The 18,533-nt window shown below is 56.7% G+C and carries 16 protein-coding genes and 1 tRNA gene; 9 read left to right on the forward strand and 8 right to left on the reverse strand.

Features of this window, described 5'->3' with window-relative positions; all coding sequences use genetic code 11:
• Positions 1 to 3 precede the first annotated feature (3 nt).
• Entirely contained in the window at positions 4 to 786 is a 783-nt protein-coding gene (locus QO005_RS17535; protein ID WP_307159362.1) for an adenosylcobinamide-GDP ribazoletransferase, read from the reverse strand.
• A 132-nt stretch (positions 787 to 918) separates the two neighbouring features.
• On the opposite strand from QO005_RS17535, the gene cobT reads away from it, so the two are divergent.
• Complete coding sequence (gene cobT / locus QO005_RS17540) at positions 919 to 1,941, forward strand: nicotinate-nucleotide--dimethylbenzimidazole phosphoribosyltransferase (RefSeq protein ID WP_307159363.1); 1,023 nt, start codon at positions 919 to 921, stop codon at positions 1,939 to 1,941.
• Positions 1,942 to 2,144: 203 nt separating this feature from the next.
• On the opposite strand, the gene QO005_RS17545 is transcribed toward cobT, so the two are convergent.
• The 3 genes from QO005_RS17545 to QO005_RS17555 form a co-directional block, all read right to left on the reverse strand.
• The gene (locus QO005_RS17545) at positions 2,145 to 2,384 is read right to left on the reverse strand and encodes a DUF378 domain-containing protein (RefSeq protein WP_307159364.1); all 240 of its coding nucleotides are present in this window, start codon (positions 2,382 to 2,384) and stop codon (positions 2,145 to 2,147) included.
• A 277-nt stretch (positions 2,385 to 2,661) separates the two neighbouring features.
• Positions 2,662 to 3,219 (reverse strand): sigma-70 family RNA polymerase sigma factor, encoded by a 558-nt coding sequence (locus tag QO005_RS17550; RefSeq protein ID WP_307159365.1) that lies wholly within the window; start codon positions 3,217 to 3,219, stop codon positions 2,662 to 2,664.
• 842 nt (positions 3,220 to 4,061) lie between these two features.
• Complete coding sequence (locus QO005_RS17555; RefSeq protein ID WP_307159490.1) at positions 4,062 to 5,129, reverse strand: aldo/keto reductase; 1,068 nt, start codon at positions 5,127 to 5,129, stop codon at positions 4,062 to 4,064.
• A 95-nt stretch (positions 5,130 to 5,224) separates the two neighbouring features.
• Between QO005_RS17555 and QO005_RS17560 the strand changes: the two genes are divergently transcribed.
• Complete coding sequence (locus QO005_RS17560) at positions 5,225 to 6,157, forward strand: AraC family transcriptional regulator (RefSeq protein WP_307159366.1); 933 nt, start codon at positions 5,225 to 5,227, stop codon at positions 6,155 to 6,157.
• Between the two features lie 261 nt (positions 6,158 to 6,418).
• Here QO005_RS17560 and QO005_RS17565 read toward each other — a convergent pair.
• Positions 6,419 to 6,492 (reverse strand) — tRNA-Cys (locus QO005_RS17565).
• Positions 6,493 to 6,655: 163 nt separating this feature from the next.
• A complete protein-coding gene (locus tag QO005_RS17570; protein ID WP_307159367.1) occupies positions 6,656 to 6,919 on the reverse strand; it encodes a hypothetical protein in 264 nt (87 codons plus the stop codon).
• A 177-nt stretch (positions 6,920 to 7,096) separates the two neighbouring features.
• Here QO005_RS17570 and QO005_RS17575 point away from each other — a divergent pair, with 177 nt between their 5' ends.
• The 7 genes from QO005_RS17575 (at position 7,097) to exoR (ending at position 17,212) form a co-directional block, all read left to right on the forward strand.
• Positions 7,097 to 7,750 (forward strand): protein-L-isoaspartate O-methyltransferase family protein, encoded by a 654-nt coding sequence (locus tag QO005_RS17575; RefSeq protein WP_307159368.1) that lies wholly within the window; start codon positions 7,097 to 7,099, stop codon positions 7,748 to 7,750.
• A gap of 383 nt (positions 7,751 to 8,133) precedes the next feature.
• Positions 8,134 to 9,549, forward strand: a complete 1,416-nt coding sequence (locus QO005_RS17580; protein ID WP_370878098.1) for a TolC family outer membrane protein — start codon at positions 8,134 to 8,136, stop codon at positions 9,547 to 9,549.
• Positions 9,550 to 9,852: 303 nt separating this feature from the next.
• A complete protein-coding gene (locus QO005_RS17585) occupies positions 9,853 to 10,560 on the forward strand; it encodes a PopZ family protein (protein WP_307159369.1) in 708 nt (235 codons plus the stop codon).
• Between the two features lie 333 nt (positions 10,561 to 10,893).
• On the forward strand, positions 10,894 to 13,737 hold the full coding sequence (locus QO005_RS17590; protein WP_307159370.1) for a valine--tRNA ligase: 2,844 nt from the start codon (positions 10,894 to 10,896) through the stop codon (positions 13,735 to 13,737).
• A 445-nt stretch (positions 13,738 to 14,182) separates the two neighbouring features.
• Positions 14,183 to 15,427 carry an outer membrane protein transport protein gene (locus tag QO005_RS17595; RefSeq protein ID WP_307159371.1) on the forward strand — a complete coding sequence of 415 codons (1,245 nt, stop codon included), beginning with the start codon at positions 14,183 to 14,185 and terminating at the stop codon, positions 15,425 to 15,427.
• Positions 15,428 to 16,137: 710 nt separating this feature from the next.
• Entirely contained in the window at positions 16,138 to 16,407 is a 270-nt protein-coding gene (locus tag QO005_RS17600; RefSeq protein ID WP_307159372.1) for a hypothetical protein, read from the forward strand.
• Entirely contained in the window at positions 16,394 to 17,212 is an 819-nt protein-coding gene (exoR, locus tag QO005_RS17605) for an exopolysaccharide production regulator ExoR (protein ID WP_370878099.1), read from the forward strand. Before QO005_RS17600 ends, exoR begins: the two co-directional genes overlap by 14 nt.
• Before the next feature lie 17 nt (positions 17,213 to 17,229).
• Here the strand turns inward: exoR and xth are convergent, their stop codons facing one another.
• Both xth and erpA read right to left on the reverse strand, forming a co-directional pair.
• Positions 17,230 to 18,015: an exodeoxyribonuclease III gene (gene xth / locus QO005_RS17610; RefSeq protein ID WP_307159373.1), complete on the reverse strand. Its 786-nt coding sequence runs from the start codon at positions 18,013 to 18,015 to the stop codon at positions 17,230 to 17,232.
• Positions 18,016 to 18,174: 159 nt separating this feature from the next.
• Positions 18,175 to 18,507 carry an iron-sulfur cluster insertion protein ErpA gene (erpA, locus tag QO005_RS17615; protein ID WP_307159374.1) on the reverse strand — a complete coding sequence of 111 codons (333 nt, stop codon included), beginning with the start codon at positions 18,505 to 18,507 and terminating at the stop codon, positions 18,175 to 18,177.
• Positions 18,508 to 18,533: the final 26 nt, after the last annotated feature.

Raw genomic sequence — 18,533 nt, forward strand, 5'->3', positions numbered from 1 at the left:
ACCTCAGACCGTCGCTGCAAGCGTGCCGAGGGCAACGATCTCGGCGATCTGCTGCATGGCGCCGATCGTATCCCCGGTTCTGCCGCCCAGCCGCCGTTCGACAAAGGCATTGACGGCATAGGCCGAAAGCGCCGTCGTGACCAGCGCGATGGCAAGCGGGGAGAGCGAGGTGGCTGGTCCGATGGTGATGACTGCCAGCGCCACCCCGAGAAACAAGGCGGCATGGAGTGATTTTTCCGTGGGCTTTCCCAGTGACGCCGCCAGCCCTTCCGGACGCGCCGAGGGCAGCGCCTGCCAGTGCCACACCATCAGCGCCCGGCTGGCCGCGCCCACGCCGATCAGGCACAGCGCCGCATCCATGGGGGAGAGGTGGTTGACCAAGGCTGCGATGGCCGTGGCGCGAAGACCGAGCGAGAGGATGAGCGCCACAACGCCATAGGTGCCGTTGCGGCTGTCCTTCATGATCTGCAGCGCCCGCTCGCGTTGATGGTTGCCGCCAAGGCCGTCGGCGCTGTCGGCCAGCCCGTCCTCATGCAGCGCGCCTGTGAGCATGATTTGCAGCGTCAGCGCCGCGATGGCGGAAAACAGCGCACCGGCATGCGTGGCCGAGACGAGCGCCAATAGGAGCCCCACCGGGGCAAGAAGAACGGCCCCCGCCAGCGGAAAGGCGCGGACCGTGCGGTCCATGCTGCCGTCATGGCCGCGAAAAAACCGTGAAGAGACCGGCAGCCTGCTGAGAAAGGCGATCGAACGGGCTAGATCCACGATCCATTCGTTCTCTTTCATCCGGTTCTCCTCGCCTGTCTGTTTCATGCCCGATCCGATTTTTCAGAAAAGCCGTTCCCACTTTTCGGCGCGATGCTGTAAGAGAGGCCAACCAAAGCCTGATTTGCCCAAAAAGACAAGAAAGCCTTCGTAATGACCGTAACCGGCTTGCCGTTCGATGATTTCCGCACCCTGCTCAAGGAGCTTCCCGGGCCTGATACCCATGCGCTGGCAGCGGCGCGGGCGCGGGACCGGCAGTTGACCAAGCCGCCCGGCGCGCTGGGCCGGCTGGAAGAGATTGCCATGTGGCTGGCTGCCTGGAGCGGACGCTCGCCGCAGGTCAACCGTCCGCTGGTGGCGATCTTTGCCGGTAATCACGGTGTGGCCCGTCACGGCATCACGCCATACCCGCCGTCCGTCACCCAGCAGATGGTGGAGAATTTCGCAGCCGGTGGTGCGGCCATCAACCAGATCTGCGTGACGCATGATCTCGGCCTGAAGATTTTCGATCTGGCGCTGGATTATCCGACAGGTGACATCACCTGCGAACCGGCGCTTTCCGAGCGGGATTGCGCCGCCACCATGGCCTTCGGCATGGAGGCGATTGCCGGCGGCACCGATCTTCTGTGCATCGGGGAAATGGGCATTGGCAACACCACCATTGCCGCCGCCATCAATCTGGCGCTCTATGGGGGCGAAGCCGAGGACTGGGTGGGGCCCGGCACGGGGTCCGATGGCGAGATGCTGAAGCGCAAGATCGAGGCGGTGCGCACGGCGGTCGCTTTCCACCGCGATCATCTCTCCGATCCTCTGGAAGTGCTGCGACGGCTGGGCGGGCGTGAAATCGCCGCCATGGCGGGCGCCATTCTGGCCGCGCGGGTGGAGCGGATTCCAGTGCTGATCGACGGTTATGTCGCAACGGCTGCCGCTGCCATCCTGAAGGCTGCCAACCCTTCGGCGCTCGATCATTGCCTGATCGGTCACGTCTCCGGTGAACCCGGCCACCTCAGGGCCATCGACAAGCTCGGAAAGACACCGCTTCTGGCGCTGGGCATGCGGTTGGGCGAGGGGACGGGCGCTGCATTGGCGGCGGGTATCGTCAAGGCTGCCGCCGCCTGCCATGCAGGCATGGCCACTTTCGAGCAGGCGGGCGTGACCAACAGTTCGACCCATTGATCAGGCGCAATCCCCATAAAGCAGCCCCCGCGACACGGCGGGGGCTGGTCGATCTGATGAGCGCAGAGTTTTGCTGCTCATACCAAGGCCCGAAGATGCTAATACATCCTCGCCTTGAAAGAATTTCGAATATCTCAAATGCATCAAGGGCTTGAGATATTCGAAAGGGGAATACGAAGAGTCATTTTCAATGACTCTTCGTATTACGCGCGGTAGGAGGTGTTGGCCTCGGCAGCGTTTTCGCCGACGGACAGGGCGCGGACGAACGGCATGATCTGCCACAGGGCCGAAAGCCCGACCAGCACGTAAACGACCGTTGCAAGGGCGGCTTCCCGGCCACCGAACAGGGTGGCCACGAGATCAAAGTTGAAAAGGCCGACCAGCAGCCAGTTTACCCCGCCGACAATCACGAGCAGAAGGGTGATCAAATTCACGACACGCATGGCTTTCTCCCTGAATGGTTGCGTAGGGGTCCAACTCGGAAAAGATGTGCGTGTTCCTCGGCTGTTTGGCATTTCCCCCAAAAACTGAAATTATTTCGGGTATTTAGAGCATGTCGCGCAAAAGTGTGCAGCGGTTTTGCGAGAACGACATGCGTTCAAACAAGAACGTAAGGCACGTTGCAGGAGGCTGATAAGCCGCAACGTGCTTCAGAGCATTTCCAGCGAAAATGGAAATCGGTTTCCCGGCCGGAACTGCGCAAAAACAAAGATCTCGATCCTATGCCGAATGGATGGTGGCGTTCGGCCAGTAGCCGCCGACGGTGTTGAGATTTTCATCCTCGGTTTCATTCAGAGCAATCAGCAACTGCCGTCTTGCGCGGTTCAGGCGGCTTTTGACCGTGCCGATCGGGCATCCGCAGATGGCGGCGGCGTCCTCATAGGTTTCGCCCAGCATCAGAACCAGCACCAGAATTTCCCGGTGATGCATGGGCAGACTTTCAAGAGCGCGGCGCACCTCTTTTGCATGCACGGACCATTCCTGCCCGGGCTGCGACACCAGCCGGTCCGCCATTGCATCGTCAATGCCGACACTCTCCCGTTTGTTCTTCTTGGCCTTGGTGCAAAACGTGTTGCGCATGATGGTGAAAAGCCAGGATTTCATGCGGGTGCCCGGCTCGTATTTATCAAGATTGGAAAGCGCCTTGACCAGCGTTTCCTGAACGAGATCGTCAGCTTCTTCCGGCTGGCGGCAAAAGGTGCGGGCAAAGGCTCTGAGGGCTGGTATATATTCCACGACGTCGTCTCGACTGCTGTCGTCTGGACGTTGATAGGACATGAGGGCGGTCCTTCCAGATATAGGATGGGTTAACAAACTGAATGCGGGAGAGGCTGGATTGTTCCTGAAAGGGTATTTTTAGGCCGGAACCTGAAGTGTTTCCGTGCTTCACAGAGGCACGAAATTCATCTAACTCTTTGTTTTTATGCGGTCTGGATGGAAAGCCGGTTTCCACTTTTCCTGGAAATGCCCTAGCGGCCTCTGTGATATCTGCGGGCACTCTATGGCCCGCCAGTACGCCGACTGGCCCGCACTCATTGTTCTGCCGAAGATTTGCAGGCGTTGACCCGTTGTTGGAGACCTTGCTCGAGTTGCCGCGCCAGATCTCGCAGTTGGGCGGATATCGGCACCCGCTCCATATCGTGGAAAAACACGATCAGCCTGCGTTTGAGCTTTCGATATTTCAATAGATAATCCCGCATCCGTCCAAGCGCTGCCGCGGAGCAGGGCTCCCCACGAACATGCTTCCGCTCCATTCATCAAATCAGACCCGGGCCGCCGGGCATGGGTTTCACGCTCCTCTGCATTTCCCGGTTCAAACTCTCTTCATCGCGTTTTGTTCGCGCAGAGGGCTGTACCGGGGGCGCTTTTCGAGCTTGGCGGGAAAATATCCGGTCGGGAGACGGACGATCTTTGTGCAGGTGTCATGCCAAGGGCCTTTGAACGTGACCCTTGGTAACGCATGTTCGGATACCGCAAGCCTTTGAGGCCATTGAGATATTCAAGATGTTTAGAGCATAATCCGACCGGAGTGAAACGAGGATCGACAAGCGCTGTAAGGCGTCGGAGTGATAGTCTTCTTCGCGCTTTTGGTATTTCTTGGCTCGCGATCAGGCGCGAGTTCAGACCGGCCGTTCACCCAAGGACCAGCTTGCTCCGTCGTATTCGTAGCCCTGAGGCACGCGGGCCTTTGCATTGTAGGTTTGAATCCATCCGGGGTAGCGCGCCGGTAAACGGCTGACTTCATCAAGGGCCTTTAAATCGTCATCGGACAATTTGATGTCGAAGGCTTTGAGGTTATCGGCCAACTGTTCGGGTTTCTTGATGCCAACAATCACACTCGTCACCACCGGACGCGATAGCAACCAGGCAAGAGCAATTTGTGCCGCGCTCGCGGAATGCCGGGCTGCGATGGTCTTCAGCGACTCGATAACATCGAATGCCTTCTCTTGATCGACCGGGGGGAACTGAATCTTTGCCCGACGTGAATTTGCATCTGTCGAGCCGCTACGATCGAATTTTCCTGAGAGCAGGCCGCCTGCAAGGGGGCTCCAGCAGAGCAGCCCGAGGCCAGCGTCAGTGATTGCCGGCACGAGTTCATCTTCGATATCGCGACCTGCCAGCGAATAAAAGGATTGTACCGAAACAAAGGAAGAGAGTTTGTCGCGGCTTGAAATCCCAAGGCTCTTCATCAATTGCCATGCGGCCAGATTGGAACATCCGATATAGCGGATCTTGCCCTGCCTGACCGCGTCGTCAAGCGACCGCAGCATTTCTTCCAACGGCGTAAGAGGATCGAGGTTGTGGATCTGGTAAAGATCAATGTGATCCGTCTGGAGACGATGAAGGCTTTCTTCCAGAGACCGCATCATGTGCAGGCGTGATTGGCCCACCTGGTTCGGGCCGGGGCCGGTCCGTCCGCTGAATTTGGTCGCCAGAACCACGTCGTGACGTTTGCCTTTCAAGGCTTGGCCCACCAGCTTTTCGGAATTGCCGCCGCCATAGACATCTGCCGTATCAATGAAATTGATGCCCGCATCCAGAGCCTGACCGACGATGGCATCTGTTTCCGTCTGATCCAGCCGGCCGATGGCGTTTCCCGCGGGATTGTCTGCGCCGCCAAACGTCATTGCGCCCAGGCAGAAGCGGGATACGAAGACGCCCGTATTTCCGAGTTTTGCGTATTGCATCTTGATGCTCCAATTTTTCAGTTCTTCCGATATGGCTTTTTTCGGCTGCTCCATCTATGAGCTAAAAAGCCGATTTCCTTTGCGAGAGTTCAAAATTGGATCCCTTATCCGACATCCTGAGATTGCTAAAAATTGAAAGCGTGCTTTCGTCCCGCATGGAAGTTCGGGGGCGTCACGCGATCCGTTTTCCGGCTTATCGCCATATGAAGTTCGGCACGATTATTGAAGGGGCCAGGTTTGTCCGGGTGGACGATGAACAGCCCATCTATCTTGGAGAGGGTGATTTCTACCTGTTGACCAACGGCAAGTCCTATTGTGTCGGGTCCGATCCGGATCTGGAGCCTGTTGATGGCCTCCGCGTATTCAAAGACCATATGGGTTCCGACGGCATTGTTCGTTATGGCGAGACAGGCGATCTCACTGTCGCCGCGGCAGGCAGATTTTCCTTTGCCGATGATCGCGTGGCGGACCTTCTGAGCTTTCTTCCGTCTCTTGTTCACATTCCAAGGGGAAGTCCTGGAAGTGAGGTCCTTGCCAGTTTGCTGCCTTTGTTGCGTCTGGAAAGCGGGTCGGCCAGTGCTGCAGGTGCCGTGGTTGCTGCTTCAAGCCTCGCCAATCTGGTGCTGGTCCATATTATCCGCGCTTATATGGCCAGGGGAGACTTTGCCCAGGGATGGCTCCCGGCGATGAGTGATCCAAAAATCGCGGCTTCGTTGTCCTTGATGCACGGCGATGTAAGACGACGCTGGACGGTTGATTTGCTGGCTCAAGCGGTAGGCATGTCGCGAACGGCCTACTGCGTAAAGTTCAAGGAGCGGGTGGGCAAGACGCCGCTGGATTACTTGACGCATTGGCGCATGATGCTGGCCGCCGACTCTCTGGAAAATGAGCGGTTATCCATAGCTGAAGTGGCTTATTCGGTCGGTTACAGTTCTGATACGGCCTTCAGCGTGGCATTCAAGCGGATCATGGGGACAAGCCCGTCCAGCTTCCGGTTGCGCTGGGCAAGCCCTGAGTCATCAACCTAGAGCATAATCCGACCGGAGTGATACGAGGACCAATAAGATTATGCTTCAACAAGAGAACCTTACAGCGCCGTGCGTTTTATCAAACGCACAAAGGACGCTGTAACGCTTTAAATCTGCTGCATAATTTTATCCTTAAATCGATTCCGATTTAAGGAATTATGCAGTAGAGGAATAGCCTTCTAGACAAGTGACCGCCATTGATTGCGACACACAGGAGGCAGCAAAAAAATCAAGGAACTACGGCAATCTTCAAGAAGGGAATGGAGGCCTCGCCCGGAATCGAACCGGGGTGCAAGGATTTGCAGTCCTCTGCGTAACCACTCCGCCACGAGGCCATTCCAAAGTTTTAAAGCGTGTGGTGACGGGGCGTTTAGAACGGATCAAATCGAAGCGCAAGCCCCTTCCTACGAAGCGGGCATAATTTTCTCGATCCATTTCCAGCGCAGCCTCCGGGAGGCTGTTGAAAAGGTATTTTGGTGATGATGGCGGCCCCGGAGCCTATAGCAATTGTCCCCAGTTCTCCTGCCAGCGCACCCCCTCCGTCAATTCCACATAGATTGGCGCCTCACCCTCGCTGTGTTCACGGGCGAGGCGGAAGGCCTTTTCCGGCTCCATTTCTTCGCCCGGGAAGATGGTGTCGTCTTCTGCTGCTGCCGCGATTTTGCGCACATAGCCGCGAATCTCGGGCCCGGAGTGGTAAAGTTTCACGACAATGGCCTCGGGGGCGGGTTGATCCGGTCTGTAGCGGTGAAATTCGGACATGAAGGCCTCCTGCTTTTTCTCGCCAAACCCGATGAGGTTTTTGATGTTCCGTTTGTATCGTTCTATGGCTGGAAAGCGCGATATCCTCAGGCTATGGAAGACATCTCTTGAAAGCCGGACCGTCGCCGATTAAACACGATGGTCGAACGCAACCCATGCTTAAGATCGGGTACCGTAATGATCGACTTCGAAGCAGCCCGCGTGAAGATGGTGGATAGCCAGATACGCACGACGGACGTCACCTCTCATTCCGTTCTTTCGGCTTTTCTCTCCGTGCCGCGCGAACTCTTCGTGGCGGATCATCTGAAGCCCGTCGCCTATGTCGATGAGGATCTGGAGATCGCGCCAGGCCGCTACGTGATGGAGCCGTCGCCGCTGGCCAAGCTTCTTCAGCTTGCCGAGATCACCAAGCAGGACCGTGTGCTGGAAATCGGCACGGGCACGGGGTATGTGGCCGCTCTTTTCGCCCGGCTTGCGGGGGAGGTCGTGGCTCTCGAAAGCGATGAGACGCTGGCCGTGGCCGCCAAGGCCAATCTGGCTTCGCTCCACTGTTCCAACGTTTCCGTGGTCACGGGTCCGCTTGAATCGGGCTGGCAGAAAAACAGCCCTTATGATCTGATCTTCATCAATGGTGCGGTGGAAGAGGTTCCCGAAGCGCTGTTTGCCCAGTTGCGGGAAGGCGGCCGTCTTCTGGCCGTGGTGGGCTACGGCCACGCGGCGCGGGCAACGCTTTATGTCAAGGCTGCCGGTTCCGTGGCGGGAAATCCCGCCTTCAATGCATCGGTGCGCCCGCTTCCGGGCTTCCGCAAGGCCGCAGAATTCGTTTTCTGATTCTCACGCCCCGTGGCAAACAAGGCGCCTTGCGGATTGATCCTGCCAAACCCGGCTTTTCATCGGGTTTGGCCTTATTTTTGAAATATGTTCTTTAAATCAGTGCTTTAAATGAAAAGCCGCTGTTGTGTTCAGCGTATCTCCCGCTTGTCAAACTCTCATGCTGCAAGCTTCGCGCAATCTGCGCCCTGCATGGTGATGATGTCTCTCATGTCTGGCTAATGCAGGTGTTGCTGAATTCTGGTGATTACCACAGGTCGTAGGTTTGCCTGCGTTGACAGTACAAGAAGGGCGGAGTTTCAATTCGTAAAGGGCGAGTCTGCGCTACGCAATGAATGCGAGTCGGGCGATCCTGAGATCCACCATGAAGGTTGGAGAAGTCTGTGGCTGGCTTGTTTTTCAAATCTCTTTCCGCAACGCGTCTGCGGCAGTCCTTTTTGGCTGGCTGCGTTGTGCCTATCGCCTTTTTTACACCTTTGGCCGCTCAGGCCGAAACCATTTTCGGGGCCATGGAAAAGGCCTATGTCAACAATCCGGATCTGAATTCCGTCCGCGCTGCCTTGAGGGCCACGGATGAGAATGTCACCATTGCCAAGGCGGGCTACAGGCCGCAGCTGAGTGCTCAGGTCAATGCCACGCAAACCTCCACCGGCAACTTCAAGCCCTATGCTGCCGGTCTCGCCAACGATTATTATCAGGTGGACAATGAGCTTGTTCTGACCCAGATGATTTTCGATGGCTTCCAGACGCTGAACAATGTGCGCTCCGCCGAAGCCAATGTGCTTTCCAGCCGTGAAAGCATGCGCGCCAATGAAATCCAGATCCTGCTGAGTGCTGCCCAGGCCTATGCCGATGTGGCGCGCGACCAGCAGATTCTGGTGATCCGCAAGCAGAACCTGCAATTCTTGCAGGAGCAGTTGCGGGCGGCTCAGGCCAGGTTGCAGGTGGGTGAGGGCACCCGCACCGATGTGGCCCAGGCCGAGGCGCAATTGGCGGGCGCGCAATCATCGCTGGCCTCCGCCATTTCGCAGTTGAAGCAGAGCGAGGCTGCCTATGTGCAGGTGGTGGGCGAAGCGCCGAAGGGCGTGAAGCAGCCGCAGAAGGCCACCAAGGCCATGCCCGCCAATCTCGGCATTGCAGTTGCCACCGGCATGCGCGAGCATCCGACCGTTCTGGCCGCACAGCATGCGGTTTCCTCGGCGCAATATCAGGTGAAATCCGCCGAAGGCTCCATGCTGCCGGGCGTGACCATTCAGGGAACGCTGGACCGCCACGTCACGGATGACCGGCCATCCTCCGACCGTGACTATTCCGCGGCCGCCATTACGGCGCGGCTGACCATTCCGCTTTATCAGGGTGGCGCGGAATATGGCCAGATCCGGAAGGCCAAGGAAAATGTCGGCGCGCAGGAATTGCAGGTGGATGTTGCGCGGCTCAGTGTGCAGAAGCAGGTGACGACCGCTTATGCCCAGATGGATGCCGCCTCGGTGGCCATCGTTTCCTCCCGCAAGCAGGTGGAGGCGGCAAAGCTTGCCCTGCAAGGCGTGATGGAGGAGCGCAATGTCGGCCAGAAGACCACGCTCGACGTGCTGAACGCCCAGCAGGTTGTGCTCGATGCCCAGGAAAGCCTTGTCGGATATCAGCGCAATCAGGTGGTGGCCAGCTATTCGGTTCTGGCGGCCACCGGGCAGTTGACGGTGAAAAGCCAGGGCTTGCAAGTGGCGGAGTATGATGCGGAAGCGCATTATGAGGCCGTCAAGGACAAGTGGTTCGGTCTGCGCACCACCAGCGGCAAGTAACGAGAGCCCCGGCCAGCCGGTGATAAACCTGTGCATTGCGGCTGTTGCTGCGGGAGAAGCGATTTCCTTGCGCCAGCGCCTATCCTACAGTGTCGAATAGACATCTGCATGATGGCAGGTGGATAGAGTGTTTTCCTTGAGAAAAGTGGGAGCCGGTTTTCTCGTCTGGAAACACGTAAAGACAAAGATTGGCCTCAAGCTGCGAACGGTTTGCCGGTCTGCAATGTTTGAGTGAATGAGCCTGAAGCTTGCCGCGCCCGTGAAGAGGAGCGGCAAGCTGTCATTGAGCACACGGGGAATGGAATGGCACAGCCCAATGTATCGCGTGAACCGTCCATGGAGGAAATTCTGGCCTCCATCCGCCGGATCATCGAAAGCAACGAGGCGCCGTCCGGTCGCCCCTATGATGCCGCCTCCGCTTTCGAAAGCGATATGGCCGGTCATGAGACCGATGATTTTGCCTCAACCCCCATGGATCTGCCGGTGCCGGCCAATCAGCCGGGCCCTGCCTTCGGTGCAGAGGCTCAGCCGCACCAGCAACCTCAGCAGAAGAATGTGTCGCTTGCCGATCTGGCGGCGCGCGTTCGGGCTGCCTCCGAGCGCGGTGAAGACGACATGCAGGATCTGCCGCAGCCGCCAGCCTTGAGGCCGGTTTCCGCGCCGTCTCCGGAGCCCTATCAGGCTCGGGAAACAGATTTCGGCGGCGCCCAGCCTTTCAGCCAGCCGCGGTTTGCCGAGCCTCCGGCGCCGCAGCAGGCCGAGGAGCCTATGCCGCAGACGGAGCCTGAAAATCGTGGCCTGTTGTCTTTGCAGGCGGGCGCGCAGGTGGCGCGTTCCTTTGAGGAACTGGCGGCGGCAGTGGATGGCCAGCAGCGGCGCTCTCTCGATGAAATCGCCCAGGAGATGTTGCGGCCTATGCTGCAGGATTGGCTGGATGATAATCTTCCGACGCTGGTTGAGCGTCTGGTGCGCGAAGAGATCGAACGGATCGCCCGCGGCCCGCGTCGCTGATAAGGCCGGGAGTGCGCTTTGCGCCTCTGGCTGTCTCCTGAACATACCCATGCCGCGCTTGTCCGCGCGGCTTTCTTGTTTAGAGCATTTCCGCCCGGAAATGCATCAAAACAGATGCTTGGAGATATGCGATGAACCGGTTTTCACCGGATATGCTCTAAAGCACGTTGAGGCTTATCAGCCTCACTCAACGTGCTTTACCTTCTTCTTTTAACGCATGTCGTTCTCGCAAAACCGCTGCACACTTTTGCACGACATGCTCTAGTGTCCTTGACACTGCCGGATCGCTCCGGTTTACACGGGGACTGATTTCCACGAACGTCTGGTCATAAAATGCTCGATAAGACCTATGATTCCGCTGCCGTCGAACCGAAGATCGCCAAGTCCTGGGACGAGGCGGATGCCTTCCGCGCCGGTGCCAATGCCAAGCCGGGCGCAGACAGCTTCACCATCGTGATTCCGCCACCGAACGTGACCGGCTCACTGCATATGGGCCACGCGCTCAACAATACGCTGCAGGATATCATGGTGCGCTTCGAGCGCATGCGCGGCAAGGATGTGCTGTGGCAGCCGGGCATGGACCATGCGGGCATTGCCACCCAGATGGTGGTCGAGCGCCAGTTGATGGAACGGCAATTGCCGGGCCGTCGCGAGATGGATCGTGATGCCTTCATTGACAAGGTCTGGGAATGGAAGGCCGAATCAGGTGGCATGATCTTCAACCAGTTGAAGCGCCTGGGCGCCTCCTGTGACTGGTCGCGCGAGCGCTTTACCATGGACGAGGGCCTGTCCAAGGCCGTTCTTGAAGTCTTCGTCACGCTCTACAAGCAGGGCCTGATTTATAAGGACAAGCGGCTGGTCAACTGGGACCCGAAGCTCCTGACGGCGATTTCCGATCTGGAAGTCGAGCAGCATGAGATCAACGGCAATCTCTGGCATCTGCGCTACCCCCTGGAAGAGGGTGTCACCTACCAGCATCCGATTGCCTTCGACGAGGATGGCAAGCCGACGGAATGGGAAACGCGCGATTATCTGGTGGTTGCCACCACCCGTCCGGAAACCATGCTGGGCGATACCGGCATTGCCGTTCATCCGGACGATGCACGCTATAAGGACATTGTCGGCAAGCATGTCATCCTGCCCATCGTTGGCCGTCGCATTCCGATCGTTGCCGATGAATATCCCGATCCGACCGCAGGCACCGGCGCGGTGAAGATGACGCCTGCCCATGATTTCAACGATTTCGAGGTGGGCAAGCGCGCTGGCCTCAGGATGATCAACATCCTGAATGTCGACGCGACCGTGACTATTACGGACAATGACGACTTCCTGGAAGGTCTGGCGCCCAGCCGCGAGCAGGAGATGGTCTGGGCCGAGTTGCAGGGCCAGGACCGGTTTTTCGTGCGCAAGAAGATTGTCGAGATTCTGGAAGCGGAAGGCTTGCTGGACAAGATCGAGCCGCACAAGCACATGGTGCCGCATGGCGATCGCGGTGGCGTGCCGATCGAGCCGCGTCTGACCGAGCAATGGTATGTCGATGCCAAGACGCTGGCCGAGCCGGCGATTGCGTCCGTGCGCGAAGGCCGCACCAAATTCGTGCCGAAGAACTGGGAAAAGACCTATTACGAGTGGATGGAAAACATCCAGCCCTGGTGCGTGTCCCGCCAACTGTGGTGGGGGCATCAAATCCCGGCCTGGTATGGTCCGGACGGTCAGGTTTTCGTTGAGAAGACCGAGGAAGAGGCGCTGGATGCAGCCGTTCAGCACTATCTTGCCCATGAAGGTCCGTGGAAAGCCTGGGTGCAGGAAAAGCTGGAAAACTTCGCGCCGGGTGAGATCCTGACTCGCGACGAGGATGTGCTGGACACCTGGTTCTCCTCCGCGCTCTGGCCCTTCTCGACGCTGGGCTGGCCGGACAAGACGCCGGAGCTGGCGCGGTACTACCCGACAGACGTTCTGGTGACAGGTTTCGACATTATCTTCTTCTGGGTGGCCCGGATGATGATGATGAGCCTGCATTTCATGAAGGATGAGGATGGCAATCCCGTCGAGCCCTTCGAGACGGTCTATGTGCATGCGCTGGTGCGGGACAAGAACGGCCAGAAGATGTCGAAGTCCAAGGGCAATGTCATCGACCCCTTGCAGTTGATCGATGAATATGGGGCGGATGCGCTGCGCTTCACGCTGGCGATCATGGCGGCCCAGGGCCGTGACGTAAAGCTAGACCCGGCCCGCATCGCCGGTTATCGCAATTTTGGCACCAAGCTGTGGAACGCTACACGCTTTGCGGAAATGAATGGCGCGCGCCGTGATCCGGCCTTCCTGCCCGAGACCTCCAGCCTCGCCATCAATCGCTGGATTTTGACGGAACTCACCCGCACCCAGCGGGAGGTGACGGAGGCGATTGAGCATTTCCGCTTCAACGATGCGGCAAGCTCGCTCTATCGCTTCGTCTGGAACCAGTTCTGCGACTGGTATCTGGAACTGCTGAAGCCGGTCTACGCCGGGGAAGACGAGGCGGCCAAGCGCGAGGCGCAGGCATGCTCGGCCTATGTGCTGGAAGAGACCTACAAGCTCCTGCATCCCTTCATGCCGTTCATGACGGAAGAGCTTTACGCCCATACGGCGGGCGAGGGGCAGGCGCGGGAAAGCCTGCTTTGCCATGCCGACTGGCCGGAACTGACCTTCTCGGATATTTCCGCCGCCGCTGATATCAATTGGCTGGTGGAGATCGTTTCCGGTATTCGCTCGGCACGGGCCGAGATGAATGTGCCGCCGAGCGCCGTTGCGCCGCTGATCGTGGTCGCGGCCAATAGTATGACGCAGGAGCGTCTGCAGCGCCATGAAGCGGCGATCAAGCGTCTGGCGCGGGTGGAAAGTATCGCCCTTGCCGCAGAAGCCCCGAAAGGCGCTGCCCAGATCGTGGTGGGCGAGGCGACAGCCTGCCTGCCGCTCGGCGCGCTGATCGATGTCTCTGCTGAAAAGGCGCGGCTTGAAAAGGCGGTTGGCAAGGCGGATCAGGAAATGAGCCGTATTTCGGCGAAGCTCGGCAACGAAAAATTCGTGGCAAATGCCAATCCGGACGTGGTCGCCGCCGAGCGTGAGCGCTTTGCCGAACTGGAGGTGCAGATTGCTTCCCTGAGGCTGGCGCTGTCGCGCGTGATGGAGGCGCAGTGAAGATTTTTGCGGCGCACCCTTGAATTGTGCGCCGCGATAGGTTTTTGGAATTTTATTTCCTCGAAACATCCCGGTTCTTTCCGGGATGTTTTTTTTGCAATTTGAGCGATTGCGGGATTGTTTTTACGCTTTATTAGCTTTTGAGCCATTTGCGGGCTGTTTTCTCCGTTTTTTCACAGGGATTTCCCTCTCTTTATGTAAAAATTGATATGTTGTAAGTGGGACACGGTTCTTTTTTGGGTTAGAAATAATTTTCAATACACGGAGATTTGTTCGTCATTTTTGGAAAAAAAGATTTCCCATCGCATTGGCTGTGGGGCGTTCAGCAAAACCTACGTAAATCTGCATTCAACTTGGCGTAGGTTTGGCGGGCAGAGGCCGGATTGTTTTTGCACACGTCAAATATAGAATGATTTCAGAGTGATTTGGAGAGCGGGGAACATCCATGAATACAGGCATGAGGTCAGGCGTCATTGCGCTTTTGGGCATTGCTGCTCTGGCTGGGCAGGCGCAGGCGGGCGGTCTTGAGCGAGGTGGATATAATATCGATCTGCTGTTCGATCCCTCCTCTGTAACAAGTGAGGCTACCGGTGTGTATGTAGCGCCGGAGCGAAAGTTGAAAAACGTCAAGGATAGTGACACATCTTCAGCGGTGTATCCTTATAACGGCACGTCTTCTGGGGCGGGTGGTGGTGATTTAAGTGGTCGCTCGACCAGCGTGACCGACACGAAGGCCTATGAGAACTATAGAGCTGGTATCAAGGTTGGATTTACAAACGGTTTTGATTGCTTGGTTGACTATTCTCAGCCATGGGGAGCGCACACCAAGCCTGGTAGTAACTGGGCGGGTGCCAATGAAAATGTCGAGACCAAAGTTAGTAGCGAAAATTACGCACTGACATGCTCTTACAAATTCGACGTTGGTCCCGGTCAGTTGAGGGTTATCGGCGGTGGCTTCTATCAAAAAGTATGGGGTTTCAAGGAGCGTCTGGTTCAGGATTTCACCGGATATACGGCTGCCCTTTCCGGAATTGGGCGCCTCGATCTTGAAGGTGACGGATGGGGATGGCGCACCGGGGTAGCCTATGAGATTCCTGAGTATGCGATGCGGGCTAGCCTCGTATATAATAGCGAAGTGAAGCTTAGCGATATTACCGGCACTCTAGACCTGACGCAGGTGGGTAGATCTACTTATGAGGTTTATGGCTCGCAGAACATGCCTGACAGTGTCGAGCTGAAGCTGCAGAGCGGGATTGCTCCAGATTGGCTCGCCTTCGGCTCCGTAAAATGGACAGACTGGAGTCAATTCCAGAAGATACCTTTCTATTATAAAGGTACACAAACTCAAGCGACCTCGCTTGATCTTGGCTATAGAGACGGATGGACCATCACAACTGGTATTGGCCATAAGTTTACCGATCAGTGGAGCGGTGCGGTGAGTGTGACCTGGGATCAGGGGACCTCTCAAGGTTATGGTACGCAGACGGATACTTGGGCGCTCGGTCTTGGTGTCTCCTATAATCCAAACAAAAATGTCGAATTGCAACTTGCCGGTCTGGTCGGTATCCTCACTAGTGGCAAGTCGGGTTCTGTGGTTTTGGACGGCGTGTCTTACGGCACTGACGCAAGCTACGAATTCGGCAATGACTTCGTGGGTGCGCTCTCTGCAAAGCTGAAGGTTAAGTTTTAATTTTAGATCCGGTGGCAATAGGTCACCGGATCCGATTTCTTTTGTATTTTTGCGTATTTCTTTTAAGTCGGGTGGACTTCAATCTCGGATATCGCAAAAATCGCAAATGGCGGTGTGTTCTTTGCGAGCACGGTGCAAGAGGTCACTGTTGTTTTAGTGCTTGTCCAAACCGTAAAGTGTGCCTGTTTGAGGTGTAAGGATGTGATCTTGATCCGATTATACAGCCTCCATTTGCACAATTTTCTTTCATGGCTTGAAGTGAGGATATCCTTTCTTCTTAAGGAATAATCATCACCATGGTTCATTCTAGAGCGTTGTGCCGAAAATCGGAATCAACCCAATGCTCCAATTTTTTCGTATCTGACGGAAAACGAGTTCGGGCTATTCGGTCAGATGATTTACATCTTGGCAGCAGTAGCTGACAACGTCTCCTCTCTTGTCTGGCCGGCGTTTCTATGGATAGAGCTGGACTCCCGTTAATTAACTATAGAAACAGCCGCTTTTCACGGAAATTTAAGAATAGGTTCCGTCTTGGTCGCTGGGTTTCTTAAAACGGGTGGCGAATATTGTGTCTTTTCAGCAACTGCCAATACTTCGTTGAAGCGGTGCCTTCATCCTGCCGATTTTGTCCGAATCCCGCCACAAAGGCGGAGCAACTCTACTTTTACGCGGGGTGTTGAGTGTGGCCGCGCTTGATATTCGGGTTTTTCATGCTTGCCTGGAAGTTGAATAAGCAAGGTCTTTCAAGGGGATTGCGGCATTTGCAGTTTGCCGTAAGCTTCAATCCCGCCAAAGAATCCGGGCTTGTGGAAAAGGTCCTAGTCTTGCCTGAAATTCTTTTTATCCTTCCTCTCAAGCTTGTCATGAAAGCGCGCGAAGGCTGCTGGTTTCAGGACGGGGTTTCAGGGGCGATAGGTTGGGTGTTGCAGTCTCCGCGCATGCGTGGAAAGGCCTGTGGTTGTGGTAATGTTGAAGTATAGCGGTGTCGCCGTGAGGCCTGAATGGAAATTGTCGGCTGCCGTTTTCTGTTCGCTGGCGCTTGGCGTCTTCATGTCTGCTGCGCCCGTTCGGGCTTTTGACATCAAATCCGGTGTCAGCAAGGAATCCGGGCCCTTCGATCTTTTCAAGTTCGGTTTCAATGCCCAGAAGAGCGGCAAGACGGAAGATGCCGTAGAGGCCTATCGCTATGCTGCCGAAAAGGGCCATACAGGCTCACGCTGGGCGCTCGCCAATATGTATGCCGATGGCGATGGCGTGGTGAAGAACGATTACGAGGCGTTCAAGATCTATTCCGAAATCGCCAATCAGGGTGTCGAGCCCGGTTCCGAAGATACGGTCTATTTCGTCAATGCGTTGACCTCCCTTGCCAATTACTATCGTGATGGCATTCCGGGCAGTCCCGTCGGCGTTGACCTCAGCCAGGCCCGTCAGCTTTATTTCCAGGCGGCATCCACTTTCGGCTTCGCCGATGCCCAGTTCGAACTGGCCAAGATGCTGCTGGCAGGTGAGGGCGGTAAGAAAAACGTGCTCCAGGCCAAGAAGTGGCTCAACCTTGCCCGCAAGAATGGTCACGCCGGAGCCATGGCGCTGTTTGGCAATGTCATCTTTCAGGAAGGGCAATCAGCGCGCGGTCTGGCTTTCATGACGGCGGCGCTGGACAAATGCGCCCCGAAGGACTGCACCTGGATTCAGGATTTGCAGGAGCGTGCCTTCTCGCTGGCCGATGAAAAAGAGCGCCGCACAGCGGTAGCGCTCGTGCCACAGGTTCAGCAGCAGCCGGAATAAAGTTTTGCTGCAGCCTTTTAGAACCGAAAGTGGCCAATGACCGGCACATGGTCCGAAGGCTTTTCCCAGCTTCTGACGTGCTTTTCGATATCGGTGGAGATCAACCGGTCCGTGGCTTCGGCTGACAGCAGCAGGTGATCGATCCGGATGCCGTTGTTTTTCTGCCAGGCGCCGGCCTGATAATCCCAAAAGGAATAAAGCTTCACAGCATCGCTGGTCGCGCGCACTGCATCTGTCAGCCCCAGATGCTCAAGCCTGCGGAAGGCGGCCCGAGTCGCGGGGAGAAACAGTGCATCCTGAGCCCACACGGCCGGATCGTGGCAGTCATAGGGTTCCGGGATCACGTTATAATCGCCCGCCAGAATAAGCGGTTCCTCCAGCGCCAGCCGGTCTTCGGCGAAGCGGCGCAGCCTTTCCATCCAGGCAAGTTTGTAAGGATATTTCACCGGATCGTCGGCGGGGTTGCCGTTGGGCAAATAAAGTGAGCAGACACGGATAACGCCGCCTTCGACGGAGAAGACGCCCTCGATAAAGCGCGCCTGTTCATCCGTTTCATCGCCCGGAAGGCCGCGATTGACCTCGTCCGGCTTGATTTTCGACAAAAGAGCCACCCCGTTGAAGCCCTTCTGTCCATGGGTTTCGACGTGATAACCCAGCGCCTCGATTTCCGACCGTGGAAAGCCTTCATCCACGGACTTGATTTCCTGAAGGCAGACGATGTCAGGCGCGCAGCTTTCCAGCCATTGGCAGAGATTGGCGATCCGCGCCTTCACGCCGTTGATATTCCAGGTGGCAATCTTCATGTCTGCTCTTCATGTCTCTTGGGAAAAAGTGTGTCATACGAAGAGTCATTGAAAATGGCAGTTCGTATTCCCTTTTCGAATATCTCAAGCCCTTGATGCATTTGAGATATTCGAAATTCTTTCAAGGCGAGGATGCGTTAGCATCTTCGAGCCTTGGTATCAGACGGCAAAACTGGTGCCGCAGCCGCAACTGGCCACCGCATTCGGATTTTTGATCTGGAAGGATTGGCCGAGCAGATTGTCGACAAAATCTACCTCTGACCCGGCCATATAGACCAGCGAAACAGGGTCGATCAAAAGTTTCGCGCCATCGCGCTCCACCACCAGATCGTCCGGCTGCGCGCTCCCGTCCAGATCGAACTTGTAGGAAAAGCCGGAACAGCCGCCGCCTTCCACGGAAATGCGCAGCGCCTGCTTGCCGGCATCGCCGGCCAGGATCTTGTTGATACGCTTGGCTGCCTGTTCCGACAGCGTCACGCTCTGATTCGTCATCTTTGCCTCCTCACGGGGTCAAGGCC

Source organism: Allorhizobium paknamense (assembly GCF_030815125.1).
In the GTDB taxonomy this organism is placed as follows: domain Bacteria; phylum Pseudomonadota; class Alphaproteobacteria; order Rhizobiales; family Rhizobiaceae; genus Allorhizobium; species Allorhizobium paknamense.